Here is a 16,964-nt window from a genome sequence, read left to right as displayed (position 1 = left end):
CCGGTGCGGGGCGACGATACGAGGGGCACGGCTCAGCGATCGCGCCTCGCGCGGCGTGCCTCGGTCAGCAGGGGCAGCAAGGGCAGCAGGGAGATCACGACGACGAGGGCGACCAGCGGCCACAGGAAGGCGTCGATGTCGGGCACGGAGGCGCCGAGGGTGTACCCGGCCAGGACGAGACTCTGCGACCAGAGCAGACCGCCGACGATCTGCCAGACGGTGAAGGTCCGCGTCGGGACGCCCAGCGCACCCGCCGCCGGGTGCAGGACCGTCCGCACCATCGGGACGAAACGCCCGATCACCAGCGCCTTGCCATAGCCGTAGCGGGCCAGGAGCTGCTCCGCCCGCGCCGCCGTCTCCCGCACCCGCCGTCTCGACGTGCGGGCCAACAGGGCCCGCCCGCCATGGCGCCCGAGCAGGAAGCCGACCTGGCCGCCCGCCACGGCGCCGACGGCCGCGCACAGCAGCACCTGCCACAGCACCAGCCGTGGGGCCTGCCCGGCGCTCCCCGCGCACAGCACACCGGCCGGGAACAGCAGCGTGTCACCGGGCAGGAAGAAGCCGAACACCAGCAGACCCGACTCCGCGAAGATCACCACGAGCACACCCAGGGCACCGAAGGTCGCAAGGACCGAGGCGCCGTCCATCGGGTTGACGGCGATCATCGCCCTCACCTCCGGCCGTCCTCGTCGGTCGCCTCCCGTCAAGCATCGCGTGCGCTCGGCGTGGGCGCCTGTCCCGGCCCGGTCTGCTGCTCGGTGGTCGCGATGTAGCGGCGCAGGGCCCGGCGGGTTCGGCTGAGGGTGTCGATCTGCTCGTCCAGGCCGCGCAGCCGCTCCCGCAGGGCGTCCAGCAGCTCCGGGCAGGGCTCAAGCTCGGGCGTGGTGCCGGTGGCGCACGGCAGCAGATAGGCGATGTCCCGGGTGGACAGGCCGGCGTCCAGCAGCCGGCGGATCTGGACGACGGTCACGACCGCGTCGGCGCCGTACTCGCGATAGCCGTTGGCGCCGCGCGCCGGTGTCAGCAGCTTCTGGTCCTCGTAGTAGCGCAACTGGTGCGGATGCACGCCCGTCCGGCGGCTCAACTCCCCGATCAGCATGGCGATCCCCCCTTGACCTTCACACCGGTATGAAGGTCAAGGGTAGGCGCATGACCGCAGCAGCAACGTGGGGAGCACCGCCCATGCCGCACTCCGACAGCACCCGTCCGACGCCGGTGAGCGTCCTCGGCCTCGGCCTGATGGGCCAGGCCCTCGCAAGGGCCTTCCTGCGCGCCGGCCATCCGACGACCGTGTGGAACCGGACCCCGGCGAAGGCCGAGCCACTCACCGCGGTGGGCGCCGCCCGCGCCGAGACGGCGGCCGCCGCCGTCGCGGCGTCCCCGCTCGTGGTCGTGTGCGTCACCGACCACGACGCGCTGCGCGAGGTCCTCGAACCGCTGGGCCGCGCGGTCGACGGCCGCGTGCTGGTCTACCTGGGCTCGGGCACCGCGTCGGGGGCGCGGGAGACCGCGGCCTGGGCGGCGGCGCACGGTGCCGCGTACCTGGACGGCGGGATCATGGCCACACCGCCCGCCATCGGCACCGAGGAGGCCCTCGTGGTCTACAGCGGGCCGCGCGAGGTCTTCGACCGGCAGGAGCCCGTGCTCCGGGTGCTGGCCGGTACCACGACGCACCTCGGTGCGGACCACGGCCTGTCGTCCCGGTACGAGGCCGCCGTGCTGAGTCTGATGTGGAACGTCCTCAACGGCTTCCTGCACGGCGCCGCCCTGCTCACCGCCTCGGGGGTGGACGCGCGGTCCTTCGCCCCGGTCGCGGCCCGGAGCCTGGAGATGGTGACCGGCTGGCTCGGCGGCTTCGCCGAGCAGATCGACGACGGCGCCTTCCCCGGCGAGGACGCCACCCTCACCACCCATCTGGCCGCGATGGAGCACCTCGTCCGGGAGAGCGAGGACCTCGGCGTCGACGCGCGGCTCCCGCGCTTCATCCGCGACATCGCCCGGCGGTCCGTCGCCGCCGGCCGGGGTGACGAGAGCTACGCGGTCCTGATCGACCAGTTCCGCACCTCCGCGGGAGCCGACCGGTGACCGCCCCGCCCTTCGACCCCCGCGCCCTGCTCGCCGAGAGCCGCCTCGGCGTACTGGCGACACTCCGAGCCGACGGCCGCCCGCAGCTGTCCCCGGTCCAGCCCCACGTCGACCTGGACGCCGGGCTGCTGTACGTGTCCACGCGGGAGGGCCTGGCCAAGACGGCGAACCTCCGCCGTGATCCCCGGGCCGCCCTGGAGGTCACCTCGCCGGACGGCCTCTCCTGGGCCACCGCCGAGGGGGTCGTGGACATCACGGGGCCGGGCCGGGATCCGCACGGTCCCGAGGTGGAGGCGCTGGTGCGGTACTACCGGGACGCCGCAGGCGAGCACCCCGACTGGGCGGAGTACCGGGCCGTGATGGTCGCCGACCGCCGTGTCCTGCTGACCATGACCATCGAGCATGTCTACGGCGCCCGCATCGGCTGAGCGGCGGGAGCGGGTTGCCGGCCGGCGTCGCGCTCTTCAGGACGGCCCCGACCGGCTGCCGCGTGCGGTCAGGCGCTTCACCTCCTGCGCAGCCTCGCGGGCCTCCCGCTCGGCCCGGGCGAGGGCGTCGACGACGGCCTGGTGCCGTTCCTCCGCCTCCCGGCGTTCCCGGTCGGCCCTCTGGAGCTCCTGCCGTGCCTGGTGCAGCTGTTGTTCGGCGGCGGACACCTGCTGCTCTGCGGCGGACACCTGCTGCCCGGCCTGCTCGTGGCGCTCATGTGCCCGCTGCAGCAACGCCTCCGCGTCCGCCTGATCCGCACGGTGCCGGCGCAGCCGTTGGGCGGCCCCTTCGGCTGCCTCGCGGGCCCGAGCGAGCCGCTCCTGCCGCTCGCGGCGCCGCTCGGCGAGTTCGTCCTTCGTCCCCTTCCTGGGTGCGGGCGGCGTCGCCGCCGGGCGGGTCGGTTTCTGTGGCAGACCCGGCGTCGGCGCAGACTCGAAGGGAAACTCCGAGGGCGGGGTGAGCGCGCCCTCCAGGCGGCCCCCGGCCCACCGGTCGGCCGCCTCCGGGTCGGCGAGCACGGCGCGCAGAGTGGCTTCGACGTCCTGCTGCGCACTGTCCGACAGCCGGTGCCCGGACTCCCGCGCAAGGCGTGCCGCCTGCTGGGACAGGGCGGAGACGACGCGCCGCCGCTGCGCGGACAGCTCACTGATCCCTGCGGCATCCAGGGTGCGGTACGCCTCGCGCAAAGCGCGCCCCAGCTCCAGGAACCGTTGGCTCTCGTCCGGCTGGGCACGCCACAGCAGGTTCGCCGCCCAGGCCGCGAGGGTGGGGCGGCGGGCGGCACGGATCCGGCGGGCGTCCTCGACTCGCCCGGCCGCCTTGGCCTCGGCAGCCAGCTCCTCACGACGGGAGACGAAGCCGGGCGGCGGGGTGGCGTACAGCTCGTCGAGCACCGCCTCCACATCGTGCCGTCCGCCGCCGCGTCCTCCTTTGCGCTGCACGATCCTCAGGCTCCAACAGGCCGGACCGCCACGCACGCCGGAGCTGTCCGACCAGGCGGCGCCCCGCTGTGGGGCGTACGCCTGACGGACGGCTCGGTCCGCGGTCCGGCCGGTGGGTCACGAGGGAAGGCGAGCCGATCCTCAGCGTCCCGGCCCATACGGCTGGAACAGACCCGGGCGTTGAGGTCGGCGAACCCTCACATGCCGTGATGTCGGCGGTCCGTGGCGGAGGCGAAGCCCAGCCAGGTGTGTCGGTTGCCCGCCCAGCACCAGCCCACCTTGGGGGCGTTGCGGCGCTCGCGGCCGTCCCGCCCGGTGCCGTTGCTGATCCAGATCGCCGGAGTGCGGGCGTCCAGCGTGCCGTTGGCCTTGCGCAGCCGGGAGCCGATGGTCATGAAGCAGTGGTTGCGCTCCAGGGCCTCGGGCTGCTGCAGCACCCAGTGGATGCCCTCGGTGAGCAGCAACGGAGTGCGTTCCTGTGCTGCCAGCGCGGGCAGTGCCTCGTCCGGGCTCCAGTTGGCCATCCGGTCGCCGCGGTCGAGGCCGGTGAGGAGGTAGAGCGGGCCCTCGGGCAGCGCGACCGTGTCGAGCGGGGCGAAGGGGTCGACGTCGGGCATGTCGGTGACGACGAAGCCCGGCTTGCCGTCATGGCGGAGCAGCGGCGCGAGGGCGGAGGCAGGCGCCCGGTCCGGGTGAACGGCGAGCAGGGTGTCCTCCCCGCCCGCGGTGGCCTGCCTGCCCGCGGTGGCCTCGGCGGCCTCGGCCCAGGCACGGAGCTCGGCGGCGGAGAGCCCCGCCGACTCATGCACCCCCAGCTCGACGAGCCGCTCGGCCTGCGCGCTCAGGGGCGGGAGGGCGGTCCGAAAGGTGGAGGTGGTGGCCGTGGTTTCGGGCACGATGCTCCCAGTGAAGGCGACGTGGACGGGACCCTCGTCCAACGAAGCCGCCCGCCGGAACGTTCCCGTCGCCGCTGCGTTCACCCCGTCCCGCTGTCGCTCCCGCCGTTGGCCCCGCTCCACCACCCCTGAACGCAACTCGCTTGACCAGTGGGGAAGTTAGGCCGGATATCGCCACCGGAGGCGAAGAATCCCCCCTTACTTTCATGTCATGACCACACCACAAAACGCCGGGAATGCCTCCGGGGGAGCGACCCGAAGAACGATCCTGCGCGGCATGGCCGCCACCCCCTTCGCCCTGGCCGCCGCCGAACTCGCCGCGCCCGCCGTGGCCCACGCGGTCGAACCGTACGGCCTCGTCATCAGCAACAGCCCGACCTGGGTGCCGTCCGGCCCCTACACCTCCGGCATCCAGGCCCTCCGCGCCGAGGGGCTGCCCCGGGTCGGAGTCGACGACGTGCTCGCCGACCTGAACCACGACGCCGTCAGGGTCAGGACCGTGCCCGGTCTCCCGTCCGGCCGCCTCGGTTACGGCTTCCGGTGGCGCCGCACCGACTTCCGTACCCCCCGCTGGCGGCCGCAGGGCATCACCACCAACTTCGACGGCTGGGGCCGTGACGCGACCGGCCCGGACAGCGGTACCGGCAAGAAGGTGGTCCTGGTCTCCTGGTACGCGACCGACGACGCCGATTCGGGCCTCGGCGCCCGGGTCACCTTCGTCGACATCACCAACCGGTCCCGCCCGCGTTACCGCCACGTCCTCCTGATCCAGCCGTACAACATCCGCGGCGGCGACTACACCTTCGGCACCGCCCGGATCCACGCGGGCGGAATCGCGTGGTACGGCAACCGGCTCTACATAGCGGACACGAACAACGGCCTGCGCGTGTACAACCTGGACGACATGTTCAAGGTCCCCAGGGGCTCCGGCATCGGCCGCCAGGAGGACGGCAGCTTCCACGCGTACGGCTACGAGTACGTACTGCCGCAGAGCCGCGACTACCTCTTCACCGACCCCAACCACCGCTTGAGCCGCTACTCGCAGGTGGCCGTGGACCGTACGACCAGTCCGCACACTCTCCTCGTGAGCGAGTTCCACGAGCGCGACGAGCCGGCCGACACGGTGATGCGGGCCGTGCGCTGGAATCTGCACCCGACCAGTGGCGCGCTCGTGCCGGTCGACTCGGAGAGCCGGGTCTACTCCACCGGCGTCGCCGAGATCCGCAACGCCCGCCAGACACAGGGCGCGGTCAGTGCGGGCGGCCGGTACTACCTCTCCATCAGCAACGGCACCGGCGGTCGCGGTTATCTCCGCACCTGGCAGGAGGGCAGCACCTCCCCGGCGGCCCGGGGCTGGCGCCTTCCCATCGGCCCCGAGGACCTGAGCCATCACGGCGGAACGGGCCGGCTGTGGGGGCTCAACGAGTATGAGCGCAACCGGTACGTGTTCGCGATGGAGCCGTAGTCGCGCAGCCTGACCGACCGCAGGGAACCCGGCGGCTCGGCCGTCCGAGCCGGCCTGTCCGGTGCCCGCCCGGGTGTGATCACCCGGCGGACCGGAAGAGGTTGAAGCGGTACGCCTCCATGTCGCGGCGGCGGAGTACGGAGGCGGCGCAGCATCAGGCGGTAGGCCGGGCCGAGCCGGCGGGCCACCGGGCGGGCAGGCGGTCGAAGGCGCACGAGTCGGCCAGGCGGAGGCCCGCGGTCTCCAGGGCGAGCAGGGCGCCCGGCAGCCGCTCGGCGATCATCTCGAACACCGAGCGGACCTGCCGCTCCTCCAGGTGGATGAGCACGGCCTCGGCGGCCGGGAAGTAGGGCCCCGGGCTCTTGAGCACCTCCTCGATCCAGAGCGGATCGGTGACCCAGGCGTCGAACAGCAGGGTCCGCAGGCTCGCGCCGAGCAGGCTCCTGGCCGTCCAGGACTGGGTCACCGGATGCTCCTCCTGGGCTATGCCTTGAGCTTCTTCGACTTCTCCACGGCCGCGGCGAGGCGTTCGACGACCGGGGCCCATCCCGCGTAGCTGAAGCGCTCCTCCATCGACCAGGGCGTGGTCTGACCGGCCTTGACCGCGGGCAGCCGGCGCCAGGTGGCCTTCTCGTTCAGCTGCTCCAGGGACATGGAGGAGGAGCGGTTGTCGACCATGATGAGGTCGGCGTGGTACTTGTCGGCGTTCTCCCAGCTGAGGAACTCCCAGAAGCCCCACTCGTCGGACTTCCTGCCCTCGACGAACTCCACTCCGAGGTCCTTGAAGTAGTTCAGGTCGCAGTAGGAGTCGGGGACGGCGACGTAGAAGTTGTCCTTGTCGCCGGTGACGGCCATGACCTTCAGCCCGCCGTTGCCCTTCGCCGCCGTACGCAGCGTCTCGATGGCCTTGTCGAAGCGGGCCTTGGCGTCGGTGACCTTCCTGGCGCTCAGGTCCGCGCCCAGTGACTCGGCGAGTTCGGCGGTGCGCTTGAGCGGGTTGAGCAGGGAGGTGCGGGCGACGCTGATCCCGACGGTCGGCGCGAGGGCCTCGACCTTGTCCTTGCTCTCCTCGGGCACGAACCACAGGCCCGGCGGCGGGAACATGTTGCTGACCAGTAGGTCGGGCTGGAGGGCGGCGTACTTCTCGACGTTGAACTGGCCCCACGCGGTGCCCAGGCTGGTCAGCTTGGACACGTCCATGTCGCCGGCCTGCGGGTTGGGCTTGCCGTCCACCGGTTCGCTGGGGCCGAAGACGCCCTTGCACTCGATGCCGTAGTCGTACAGGGCGGCGGCGGTGCTGACGAAGGCGACGATCGTCTCGGGTCTCTTGTCGGTCCTGGCCGTGCGACCGCGGTCGTCCTTGAAGGACCACGGTCCGCTGCTCGCGGTCGCCTCGCCGGAAGACGAGCCGGCTGTGTCATTGCCGTCATCGCCGTCCTTGCCGGAGTTGCCGCAGGCGGCGAGCAGAGGGCCGAGGGCGAGCGCGCCGCCGACCGTGAGCAGGCGACGTCGGGACGGGCCCGGCGAAGCGTCCGGGCGGGGCGTCTTTGCGGTCATGAAGGTGCTTCTCTTTCGCTCACAGGGAAGGGCGGGCAACGGGTGAGAACGGACAGGCAAGTAACGGCATGTGGGTGAAGGAAGGGAGTGGGACAAGGCGAGTGAAATAAGGGGAGGTAACTAAGTTCGTGTCCTTCGGAAGGGTGGCGGCCGGAGACGCAGGGCCGGCCGCCGCGCCGGTTCCCGCGCCGCGTCGCGATGCAGCCGACGGCGGGCGACGAGTTCGACGGTCAGCGCCACGGCGAGCGCCTCAACGGCCAACAGGGCGATCAGGACGAACACTTGGACGGCGCCGGCGAGCAGGGGCGAGGCGCCGGCCAGGAGCATGCCGACGAAGGCGCCGGGCAGCGTGACCAGGCCGACGGTGCGGGTCTGGTCGAGGGCGGGCAGCAGGGCGTCCGAGGCGGCGCCCCGGGACACCTCCAGGCGGGCGTCGCGCTCGGGGAGGCCGAGCGCCAGACCGGCCTCCACTTCGCCGTGCCGCTGGGTGAGTTCGTCCAGCGCGCGGCGGCCGGCGAGCACCGTCGCGGTGAGCGCGCCGCCGATGAGGATGCCGGTCACGGGGACGATGGCGATGCCGGGCACGGTCAGCAGGCCGGCCAGTACGAGTCCGACGACGACCGGCGCCACCGGGGCCGCGATCGGCAGGGCGGCCCACCACCAGGTGTGGTTCGGCGTGATGCGGCGTCCGGCGGTGCGGGTCGCCACGGCGGACATGAGGAACAGGAACCCGAGCAGGGCCGCGGTGTGACGGACCGCCACCCCGACCACCAGGGACACGGCGGCCAGTTGCGCCGCCGCCCGCACGCCCGCCGTCAGGATCTCGCGAGTCCGCCGGTGCGAGCCGTCCGGCGACAGGCGGAACACCGCGACGACCGCGGTGGCCGCGATCAGCAGGACGGCGAGGGCGACGGCGAGTGTGGTGTCGACCGGCAGCAGGGTGTCGGCGGCGAGACGGCTCACGTGGCGTCCTCACCCACGAGTCGCGCCGGACGCGTGGGACGGGGCGTGGGACGAGGTGGCGGCACGAGGCACGTCCGGGTTCGAGCCGGTGGTCACGCGGACGCCGGGGGTGTGACGAGGCGGGCGGTGGTGAGCGCGGCGGCGAGCTGCGGTGCCCTGATGGAGCGGAACATCGGTGGCCCTTCGGTTCGGTTTTCAGTGGAGCCGTGTGGTGCAGGTGGTCCTACGGCCCGGTGTCGGCGTCGCGGGTGTCCGACCACGCCCGCCACAGGGCCGCGTACGGTCCTTCGGCGGCACGCAGTTCGTCGTGTGTGCCGGTCTCGACGATCCGCCCGCGGTCCATGACCACGATGCGGTCGGCGGTCGCCGCCTGGCTGAGGCGGTGGGCGACGATCAGCGCGGTGCGGCCGTCCACGGCACGGGCGACCGCCTTCTCCAGGGCGCGCGCTCCGGCGCTGCCCGCCTCGGCGGTGGCCTCGTCGAGGATCACCAGTGGCGGATCGGCGAGGGTCAGCCGGGCGAGTGCCAGGGCCTGGGTGCGGTCGCCGCTGAGCCGGTGGCCGCCGTCGCCGACCACCGTGGCGAGGCCGTCGGGCAGCGCCTCGGCCCAGGACAGGGCGTCGACGCGGTCGAGTGCGGCGCGCAGTTCGTCGTCGGTGGCGTCGGGCTTGGCCAGGCGGAGGTCGTCGGCGAGGGGGCCCGCGAAGACATGGGTCTCCTGGGTGATCAGCGCGACCGTGCGGCGGGCGGCGACCGGGCTCAGCTCGGTCGGTGGGACACCGCCGACCAGGACGGTGCCGGAGGTGGGCGGCTGGATGCCGGCGACGAGCCTGGCCAGGGTGGTCTTGCCGGCCCCGCTCGCGCCGACGAGCGCCACCCGCTCACCATGACGGATGGTCAGGTCGATGTCGTGCAGCACCGGATGCCCGGCCCGGTAGGCGTGGCTGAGCGCGCGCACGGCGACCTCGGCCCGGCCCGTCCCCATCGGGCGGGCGGCCTGCGGGGGCGGCGGCTGGTCGGTGACGCCGACGAGCCGGGCCAGGCTCGCGGTCGCCGACTGGGCGTCGTCCAGGAGGACCAGGGCGGCGTTGACGGGGGCGAACAGGCTGTGGAAGTACAGGGCGGCCGCGGTCGCCGTACCGATGGACGCCGAGCCCTCGCGGACCAGCCAGTAGCCGGTGACCAGGACGGCGGCCAGCCCGATGTACTCGGCGATGTGCAGACGGCTGTAGAAGCCCAGGACCAGCCGGACGCCGCGCATCCGCAGCGCCACCACCGACCGGGACCGCTCGGCGACCCGCTCGGCGTGCTCCCGCTCCAGCCGGAACGCCCGCACCGTCGAGCTGCCCGCGACGGTGTCGAGCAGTTGCTGCTGCTGGGCACTGCCGGCCGTGCGCTGCTCGGCGTAGAGCGGGACGGCCCGCGCGACGTACCAGCGCGCGGTGGCCGCCTGCACCGGCACCGCCAGCAGCGCGGCGAGCAGGAACCGCCAGTCGAGCAGGGCCATCGCCGCCAGCGTGAGGACGATGGTCAGCAGCGAACGGGCCAGCTCCGGCAGGGCGCCCCGCACCGCCTCGGCGATCAGCGACACATCGGCGGTGACCCGCGCGGTCAGATCACCGGCCCCGGCCTTCTCGACCCGTTCCAGCGGCAGGCCGAGGGCCCGCTCGACGAATCGCTCGCGCAACCGGGCCAGCGTCGTCTCGCCCAGCCGGGAGACCAGCGACAGCCCGCACCCGGCGGTGCCGCCCTGCGCGACGGCGACGGCCACGAGCAGCGCCGCCGTGACGGTGATGGCGTCGACGGACGCCCGGTCGGCGGCCAGATCCACGATCCGGCCCAGCAGTGGCTGCACCAGCAGTCCGACGGCGGTGGAACCGACCATCACCGCGAACGCGGTCAGGGCCAAGGCCCGTTGCGGGCGCAGCAGTTCCGTCATCGCGGCGCGGGTACGCGCGGGTGTGGCGACGGGAAGGAGGACGGGGCCGTCGGACGGTGCTCGGGCCTGGGACGGGGTCATGCGAGCACCGCCGTACGGTAGGACGCGCAGTCGTGGACCAGCTGTTCGTGGCCGCCGCTCGCGGCGACCCGGCCCCCGTCGAGGAGGACGACCCGGTCGGTCACGGCGAGCAGAGGGGGGCTGGTGGTCACCACCACGGTGGTACGGCCCGCGCGAACGTCCCTGATCCCGGCGGCGATGCGTGCCTCCGTGACGGCGTCGACGGCCGTGGTGGGCTCGTGCAGGACGAGGACCGGCGCCTCGGCGGCCAACGCCCGGGCCAGGGCGACCCGTTGCCGCTGTCCCCCGGAGAGCGAACGCCCGCGTGCGGTGACGGCCGTGTCGAGGCCGTCGGGCAGGGTGCGTACGACCTCGTCGGTGCCCGACGCGGCGATCGCGGCCGTGACCGGCGCACCGGTCCGGGAGGGGGCCGCGGCGGTGACGTTGTCGAGGAGGGTGCCCTCGAACAGGTCCGCGTCGTGCTCGGCGACGAGGAGCGCGGCCCGCAGCTCCGCCAGGTCCAGCGCGGCCAGTTCGGTGCCGTCCAGTTCGACGGCACCCGCGTCCGGATCGGCGCGGCGGCCGAGGCAGCGCAGCAGCGCCGACGCGTCGGCGGGATCGGCGGCGACCACGCCGACCGTCTCGCCGGGCGCGATGTCGAGATCGACGTCGCGCAGGGACCCGTACGACAGGCCGCGCAGCCGCAGCCGGCCCGCCACCCGGTGCGGCGCGGGGCCGCCGGGCGACGGCTGGGACCGTACGGCCCGCTCGGCACCGAGGACTTCGGCGATCCGGGCGGCGGAGGCGCGTCCCTGGGCCAACTGCGCGTTGACCCAGGAGAACTCGGAGAGCGGGCCGATGAGGAACAGGGCCAGCGCGACGGACGAGACCAGCTCGCCGAGGCCGATGTCGCCGCGTGCGGCCAGCCGTCCGCCGACGAGCACGACCAGCGCCAGGAACGCCCCGGTGAGGATGGTCACGACCCCGCTCTGCCACGCCTCGGCGCGCGCCGCGCGCAAGGTGGCGGTCAGCGAGTCCCGGCTGACCCGCCGGTAGCGTGCGACCGCCGCCTGCTCGGCGCCGATGCCCTTGAGGACCCGCAGCCCGGCCACGAGGTCCGCCGCGACGCCCGAGGCCCGCGCCGCGCGCTCCTGCTCGGTCTCGCTGCGCCGTTCAAGAGGCTTGCTCAGCAGGTGCACCAGCCACAGCAGCAGGGGAGTGCCCAGCAGAACGAGAAGCCCGAGGGGCACGGACACCCGCAACAGCACCACCGCACCGACCGCCAGACCGGTCGCGGCCGCGATACCGACGACGAGGGCCATCGTGACGGCACCGACCCGCCGGGCGTCCTCGGTGGCGGTGTTCGCCAGCTCACCCGGCAACCGGCCCTCGTCCGCGCCGCCTTCGGGGGCGAGCACGCGATCGATCAGCTCGGTTCTCAGGCGGTGCGCGGCGGTCACTGACGCCCGTTCGCCCGCTCGGGCGCCGTAGCGGAAGCTGAAGGAGAGCCCGACGTACACGACGGCCAGGACGCCGAGCCACCACAGCAGACCGGCGACGTCACCGTCCACGACCCCGCGATCGATGGCCACACCGATGAGCACCGGAACCAGCGCCTCGCCCGTCTGATGACCCATGCCCAGCAGCGCGCCGAGCGCGACATCGCGCCGCTGTTCTCGCACCGCCCGCCACAGGACGGTCCGTCCCGGCAGGTCCGCCTCTCTCACGCACCCCTCCGGAGCGGTCTTTCCCATCAACTTGGACAGGCACCCTGTCCCTGCGAACTTAGGGAAGCCTAACCACGACATGCCTCCTCGACCACCCCTTGGAGTTTTGAAGGGGTGTCAGCTGGGGAGCCGGGAGGGGCGGGAGAAGCGCTGTCGTCGACGCGTACGAGGCGGTAGCCGTGCTCGTACGCCGAAACTCCGCGCCGGTCGGCCCGCTTCGGCCGGGCGCGTCGCGCCGCGAGGATCAGTGCGTCCACCTCCGGGTGTCTCCTGCGCAGCCCGTTGAGGGCTTTCAGGGGCACGCCGGCGACCGCGGCGGCCACCGTGTGCCGGGCGCCCGCGCGGATCGCCTTGAGTACGACGGACAGCGCGGCGGACGACAGGTGCGCCGGTCTGCCGTGGCCGCCGGGGGCGTTCGACCGGGCCAGGGCGCTCGCGCTCGCCATGGCTGCCGCGAACGAGGGGTTGCGCAACTGCCAGTGCTGCAGCAGCCGTTCCGGGATTCCCGCCGCGAGGGCGCAGCCCTCCGGGCCGAGACCCAGGGCCGCCGATCGCACGGCCTCGGCCATGCGGGCCAGTGTCTCCTCGTGGATGCTCGGACTTCGCCCCATGGCCGCGAGGAGGGCGCCGTCGAGCTCTTCCTGCGCGGCGAGTCGTTCCAGCACGCCGTCGGCCCAGCCCGCCAACTGGCAGGCGGAGTCTTCGTGTTTGTCCACCGAGCACCTCCATTAGGTAAGCCTAACCTAATTGCATGCGCCTCGGAGTGCTGAATGCTTGAACCAGTCTTGGCTGATTTGCCTCTTGTGGTTTCCCTCGGGAATGCCTTCCGTTGCGGATAAGGTTAGGCTAACCTCGCCGGGTGCATGCAGGTGAAGAGAGTGCCGCGGTCACACGTCCGCACGGCCATGAACTGTCGGCGACGGGTGTCACCGTGGCGTACGACGGCGTCGATGTCGTACACGACGCCTCGATGACGCTGCGGCCCGGCGAAGTGACCGTCCTGGTGGGGCCGAACGGCAGTGGCAAGTCGACGCTGCTGCGTACCATCGCGCGGCTGCAGCGGCCCAGGACCGCCACGCTCACCATCGACGGCGACACCGACGGCCTCGCGCTGACTCCGCGTGAGTTCTCGCGCCGCGTGGCCCTGCTGACGCAGGGACGCCCCACGCCCAGCGGGCTGACGGTACGGGACGTCGTCGAGTTCGGCCGCTACCCGTACCGGGGCCGCTGGGGCAGGGCGGACCCGGGCGGCCGGGCCGCGGTGGACCGGGCGCTCGCGATGACGGGCGTCGCGGAATTCGCCGAACGCGGTGTCGAGCACCTCTCCGGCGGGCAGCTTCAGCGCGTCTGGCTGGCCGGCTGCCTCGCCCAGGAGACGGGCGTGCTCCTGCTCGACGAGCCGACCACCTACCTCGATCTGCGCTACCAGGTCGAACTCCTCGACCTCATGCGCGATCTGGCGGACGTCCACGGGATCGCCGTGGGCGCCGTCCTGCACGACCTCGACCAGGCCGCGGCCGTGGCCGACCGGATCGTCCTGCTCCACGAGGGGCGGGTCATCGCCGACGGCGGCCCCGAGGACGTCCTCACGCCGCAGCGGCTGACCGACACCTACGGCATCCGCATCGAAGTCGACACCGATCCCCTCACCGGCCGGCTGCGCACCCGCGCGATCGGCCGACACCACTCGCGAAGCGAAAGGCTCAGCACACCCTCATGAGACGCCTCCTCACGACCGCGGCGGCCGCCACCGCCGCGGCCCTCACCCTGGCCGCCTGCGGGACCACCGAGCCCGCAACCGACGACGCCGCGGCGAAGAAGACCAGCGAGCGCATCACCGTCACCGACGCGTCGGGCACGAAGGTCGACCTCGACGGGCCGGCCACGAAGGTCATCGGGACCGAGTGGCACGAGGTCGAGATCCTGATATCGCTGGGCGTCGACCCGGTCGGCGTCGCCGACGTCAAGGGCTACAAGACCTGGGACACCGCGGTCCCGCTGAAGAACGAGCCCAAGGACATCGGCACCCGTGGTGAGCCGAGCATGGACACCATCGCCTCCCTGAAGCCGGACCTCATCGTCGCCAGCACCGACCTGCCGCCGGCCGCCGTGAAGCAGATGCGCAAGGTCGCCCCGGTCATCGAGGTGCGGTCCGCCGACGCCTCCGACCCCGTCGGCCAGATGAAGAAGAACGTCGACCTCATCGCCAAGGCCACCGGCACCACCGAGCGGGCCGAGAAGCTCAAGGAAGGCTTCGACGCGAAGGTCGCCGAGGGCAAGAAGGCCCTCGCCGACGCCGGTCTCGGGGGCGCCAAGTACGCCTTCGCGGACGGTTACGTCGTCTCCAACCAGGTCTCGGTCAGGCCCTTCACCAGCGGCTCGCTCATCGGCGCGGTCAGTGCGGAACTCGGCCTGAAGAACGCCTGGACGGTCAAGGGCGACAAGGACTACGGCCTCGGCTCCACCGACGTCGAGGGCCTCACCAAGCTCGGCGACGTGCAGTTCGCCTACATCGCCAACGACGGCGACAAGAGCAGCACGCCGTTCACCGAGAAGGGCGCCCTGGCCAAGGACAAGGTGTGGACGTCGCTGCCGTTCGTGAAGAAGGGCAACGTCCACCGGCTGCCCGACGGCATCTGGATGTTCGGCGGCCCCGAGTCGATGAACCAGTACATCGACGCGCTCGTCGCCGCGCTCACGAAGTAACACCATGGCCGTCACCGCAACAACCCCCGCCACCCGTCCGTCGGCGGCCACGTCCCGGACCGGCGCGGCCGCGGTGACGGCCGCTCTGGTCCTTCTCGACACGGCCCTCGCGGTCGTGGACATCACCCAGGGCACGGCCGCGGTCGGCGCCCCGGAGGTGTGGAAGGCGCTCACGGGCCGGGCCGACCCCGACGACGCCTCCGTCGTCATCGCCTCCCGGCTGCCGAGAATGACCGCCGGGCTGCTCATCGGCGCCGTCCTCGGCATGGCCGGCGCCGCCCTGCAGACGGTCAGCCGCAACGTCCTCGCCTCACCCGACACCCTCGCCGTCAACGCGGGCTCCTACCTCGCCCTCGGCCTGGTCGCCGCCACCGGCGTCTCGCTGCCGCTGCTGGCCTCCTCCGGCGTCGCCTTCGCCGGCGGCCTCACGGCAGCGGCCGTAGTGCTCGGACTGTCGGGCCTGGGCGCGGGCACCGTACGGCTCGTCCTCGCGGGCAGCGCCCTCACCCTCGGCCTCACCGCAGTCACCGAGGGCCTGCTCCTGCTGTTCCCCCAGCAGACGGAGGGCCTCTACCAGTGGAACCAGGGCAGCATCGCCCAGAACGGCTTCGGCGGAGTGCTCCAGATGGCACCCATCGCCGCCGTCGGTCTCCTCGGACTGCTGCTCCTCGCCCGCCGCGTCGACGCCCTGGCCCTCGGCGACGACGCCGCCCGCGGCGTCGGCGTGCCGGTCCGGGCCACCCGCGTCACCGCGGTCGTACTCGCCGCCCTGCTCTCCACGGCGGCCGTCACACTCGCCGGGCCCATCGGCTTCGTCGGCCTGTGCGCCCCCGCCCTCGTCCGCCCCCTCGCGCGCAGGTTCCGCGCGTTCACCCGGACCCGTTCGAGCCTGCCGGCCGTGGGGCTCACCGGCGCGGCCCTGGTGCTCGGCTCCGATGTGCTGCTGCGCGCCGTCGTGCCGGCGGACACCGCGGTCGCCGTGCCGACCGGCGTCGTCACCAGCCTCGTCGGCGCCGTCTTCCTGATCGTCATGGCCACGCGGGTCCGCGACACGGCCGGGGCCGCCCCACCCGACCGGCTGCGCATCAGAAGCAGGGCCGTCTTCCTCGTCACCACGGCCGTCCTGGTCGCCGTGCTGGTCGGCGTGACCATCGCCGCCGTACTGCTGGGCGACAGCAAGCTCCTGCTGGGCGACGTGGTCAACTGGGCCCAGGGCCGGGCCGGCCGGACCATCACCTTCGTCCTCGACACCCGGGTCCCTCGCGTGCTGGCCGCCCTCCTCGCGGGCGCGGCGCTCGCCCTGGCGGGAACGCTCGTCCAGGCCGTCACCCGCAACCCCCTCGCCGAGCCGGGCATCCTGGGCGTTTCCGGCGGCGCCGCGCTGGGCGCCGTCCTCCTCGTGACGACCGTGCCGTCCGTCGGATCGTGGAGCGTGGCCGGAGCGGCGTTCGCGGGCGCCGCGCTCAGTTCCGTCCTCGTCTTCGGGCTCGCGGCGCGGGGAGGATTCCAGCAGAACCGGCTCGTCCTCGTCGGCTTCGGCGTCGCCACCGGAGCCGCCGCCCTGATCAGCCTCCTCATCATCCTCACCGACCCCTTCAACGCGACGAAGGCGCTCACCTGGCTCTCGGGCTCCACCTACGGGCGGACCCTGCCCGACGTGGCGCCCCTCGCGGCCGTCCTCGCGGTCGGCGTGGCCGTCACGGCCCTGCGGCGGACCGAACTCGACCTCGTGTCCCTCGACGAGGACACCCCGAAGCTCCTGGGCCTCAACCTCGCCCGAGGCCGCCTCGGCTTCCTCGCCCTCGCCGTCCTGCTCAGCGCCACCGCCGTGGCCGCCGCCGGCACGATCGGCTTCGTGGGACTCGTGGCACCGCACGCGGCCCGTGCCCTCGTGGGCCGGCAGCACTCGCGGGTGGTCCCGGTCGCGGTGCTCCTCGGCGCCGTCCTCGTCTGCACCGCCGACCTCGTGGGCCGCACCGTCATCGCACCGGCCCAGCTCGGCGCCGGACTCATGACGGCGGTGATCGGTACGCCGTACTTCCTCTATCTGCTGGTGCGCAGTCGCCGTTAGGGGGATGGGGAGAGACACCGTCAGGGGATGGGGAGAGACGCCGTCAGGGGGGGTGGGGAGATACG

The 16,964-nt window shown here is 73.0% G+C and carries 16 protein-coding genes; 6 read left to right on the top strand and 10 right to left on the bottom strand.

Features of this window, described 5'->3' with window-relative positions:
• Positions 1–32 precede the first annotated feature (32 nt).
• A complete protein-coding gene (locus AQI70_RS30460) occupies positions 33–665 on the bottom strand; it encodes a DedA family protein (protein ID WP_062155681.1) in 633 nt (210 codons plus the stop codon).
• Between the two features lie 38 nt (positions 666–703).
• Positions 704–1,099: a MerR family transcriptional regulator gene (locus AQI70_RS30455; RefSeq protein WP_062155680.1), complete on the bottom strand. Its 396-nt coding sequence runs from the start codon at positions 1,097–1,099 to the stop codon at positions 704–706.
• 83 nt (positions 1,100–1,182) lie between these two features.
• On the opposite strand from AQI70_RS30455, the gene AQI70_RS30450 reads away from it, so the two are divergent.
• Entirely contained in the window at positions 1,183–2,085 is a 903-nt protein-coding gene (locus AQI70_RS30450; protein ID WP_062155679.1) for an NAD(P)-dependent oxidoreductase, read from the top strand.
• Positions 2,082–2,513 carry a PPOX class F420-dependent oxidoreductase gene (locus AQI70_RS30445; RefSeq protein WP_062155678.1) on the top strand — a complete coding sequence of 144 codons (432 nt, stop codon included), beginning with the start codon at positions 2,082–2,084 and terminating at the stop codon, positions 2,511–2,513. The genes AQI70_RS30450 and AQI70_RS30445 overlap by 4 nt, the downstream gene beginning before the upstream one ends.
• Before the next feature lie 36 nt (positions 2,514–2,549).
• Here the strand turns inward: AQI70_RS30445 and AQI70_RS30440 are convergent, their stop codons facing one another.
• Together AQI70_RS30440 and AQI70_RS30435 are read right to left on the bottom strand one after the other, a co-directional pair.
• Entirely contained in the window at positions 2,550–3,515 is a 966-nt protein-coding gene (locus AQI70_RS30440; RefSeq protein WP_062155677.1) for a hypothetical protein, read from the bottom strand.
• Between the two features lie 197 nt (positions 3,516–3,712).
• The gene (locus AQI70_RS30435; RefSeq protein WP_062155856.1) at positions 3,713–4,411 is read right to left on the bottom strand and encodes a DUF5701 family protein; all 699 of its coding nucleotides are present in this window, start codon (positions 4,409–4,411) and stop codon (positions 3,713–3,715) included.
• Positions 4,412–4,622: 211 nt separating this feature from the next.
• Between AQI70_RS30435 and AQI70_RS30430 the strand changes: the two genes are divergently transcribed.
• Complete coding sequence (locus tag AQI70_RS30430; protein ID WP_159042711.1) at positions 4,623–5,876, top strand: LVIVD repeat-containing protein; 1,254 nt, start codon at positions 4,623–4,625, stop codon at positions 5,874–5,876.
• Between the two features lie 154 nt (positions 5,877–6,030).
• Here AQI70_RS30430 and AQI70_RS30425 read toward each other — a convergent pair whose 3' ends face one another.
• The 6 genes from AQI70_RS30425 to AQI70_RS30400 all read right to left on the bottom strand — a co-directional run bounded on the left by AQI70_RS30425 (position 6,031) and on the right by AQI70_RS30400 (position 12,838).
• Complete coding sequence (locus tag AQI70_RS30425) at positions 6,031–6,342, bottom strand: hypothetical protein (RefSeq protein WP_062155675.1); 312 nt, start codon at positions 6,340–6,342, stop codon at positions 6,031–6,033.
• A gap of 17 nt (positions 6,343–6,359) precedes the next feature.
• Positions 6,360–7,433: an ABC transporter substrate-binding protein gene (locus AQI70_RS30420; RefSeq protein ID WP_062155674.1), complete on the bottom strand. Its 1,074-nt coding sequence runs from the start codon at positions 7,431–7,433 to the stop codon at positions 6,360–6,362.
• Positions 7,434–7,553: 120 nt separating this feature from the next.
• Complete coding sequence (locus tag AQI70_RS30415) at positions 7,554–8,396, bottom strand: ABC transporter permease (RefSeq protein ID WP_062155673.1); 843 nt, start codon at positions 8,394–8,396, stop codon at positions 7,554–7,556.
• A gap of 223 nt (positions 8,397–8,619) precedes the next feature.
• Positions 8,620–10,416 (bottom strand): ABC transporter ATP-binding protein, encoded by a 1,797-nt coding sequence (locus AQI70_RS30410; protein WP_062155672.1) that lies wholly within the window; start codon positions 10,414–10,416, stop codon positions 8,620–8,622.
• On the bottom strand, positions 10,413–12,122 hold the full coding sequence (locus tag AQI70_RS30405; protein WP_062155671.1) for an ABC transporter ATP-binding protein: 1,710 nt from the start codon (positions 12,120–12,122) through the stop codon (positions 10,413–10,415). The genes AQI70_RS30410 and AQI70_RS30405 overlap by 4 nt, the downstream gene beginning before the upstream one ends.
• Positions 12,123–12,190: 68 nt before the next feature.
• Complete coding sequence (locus AQI70_RS30400) at positions 12,191–12,838, bottom strand: hypothetical protein (protein WP_062155670.1); 648 nt, start codon at positions 12,836–12,838, stop codon at positions 12,191–12,193.
• Between the two features lie 143 nt (positions 12,839–12,981).
• Here AQI70_RS30400 and AQI70_RS30395 point away from each other — a divergent pair, with 143 nt between their 5' ends.
• Genes AQI70_RS30395 through AQI70_RS30385 form a run of 3 tightly spaced genes read left to right on the top strand, consistent with a single transcriptional unit; the run spans position 12,982 to position 16,899 of the window.
• Positions 12,982–13,842, top strand: coding sequence for an ABC transporter ATP-binding protein (locus tag AQI70_RS30395; RefSeq protein ID WP_062155669.1), 861 nt, complete (start codon positions 12,982–12,984; stop codon positions 13,840–13,842).
• The gene (locus tag AQI70_RS30390) at positions 13,839–14,828 is read left to right on the top strand and encodes an iron-siderophore ABC transporter substrate-binding protein (RefSeq protein ID WP_062155668.1); all 990 of its coding nucleotides are present in this window, start codon (positions 13,839–13,841) and stop codon (positions 14,826–14,828) included. The genes AQI70_RS30395 and AQI70_RS30390 overlap by 4 nt, the downstream gene beginning before the upstream one ends.
• A 4-nt stretch (positions 14,829–14,832) precedes the next feature.
• Entirely contained in the window at positions 14,833–16,899 is a 2,067-nt protein-coding gene (locus AQI70_RS30385) for an iron ABC transporter permease (RefSeq protein WP_062155667.1), read from the top strand.
• The last annotated feature ends 65 nt before the right edge of the window (positions 16,900–16,964 follow it).

Source organism: Streptomyces curacoi (genome assembly GCF_001513975.1).
Taxonomy (GTDB): Bacteria; Actinomycetota; Actinomycetes; order Streptomycetales; family Streptomycetaceae; genus Streptomyces; species Streptomyces curacoi.
Note: the sequence above shows the minus strand (reverse complement) of the source record. Positions and strands in the feature narration are given on the sequence as shown.

Coding starts and splice junctions, on each gene's coding strand:
- AQI70_RS30460 (WP_062155681.1), bottom strand. CDS start 665: ATGATCGCCGTCAACCCGATGGACGGCGCCTCGGTCCTTGCGACCTTC.
- AQI70_RS30455 (WP_062155680.1), bottom strand. CDS start 1,099: ATGCTGATCGGGGAGTTGAGCCGCCGGACGGGCGTGCATCCGCACCAG.
- AQI70_RS30450 (WP_062155679.1), top strand. CDS start 1,183: ATGCCGCACTCCGACAGCACCCGTCCGACGCCGGTGAGCGTCCTCGGC.
- AQI70_RS30430 (WP_159042711.1), top strand. CDS start 4,623: ATGACCACACCACAAAACGCCGGGAATGCCTCCGGGGGAGCGACCCGA.
- AQI70_RS30420 (WP_062155674.1), bottom strand. CDS start 7,433: ATGACCGCAAAGACGCCCCGCCCGGACGCTTCGCCGGGCCCGTCCCGA.
- AQI70_RS30410 (WP_062155672.1), bottom strand. CDS start 10,416: ATGACCCCGTCCCAGGCCCGAGCACCGTCCGACGGCCCCGTCCTCCTT.
- AQI70_RS30390 (WP_062155668.1), top strand. CDS start 13,839: ATGAGACGCCTCCTCACGACCGCGGCGGCCGCCACCGCCGCGGCCCTC.
- AQI70_RS30385 (WP_062155667.1), top strand. CDS start 14,833: ATGGCCGTCACCGCAACAACCCCCGCCACCCGTCCGTCGGCGGCCACG.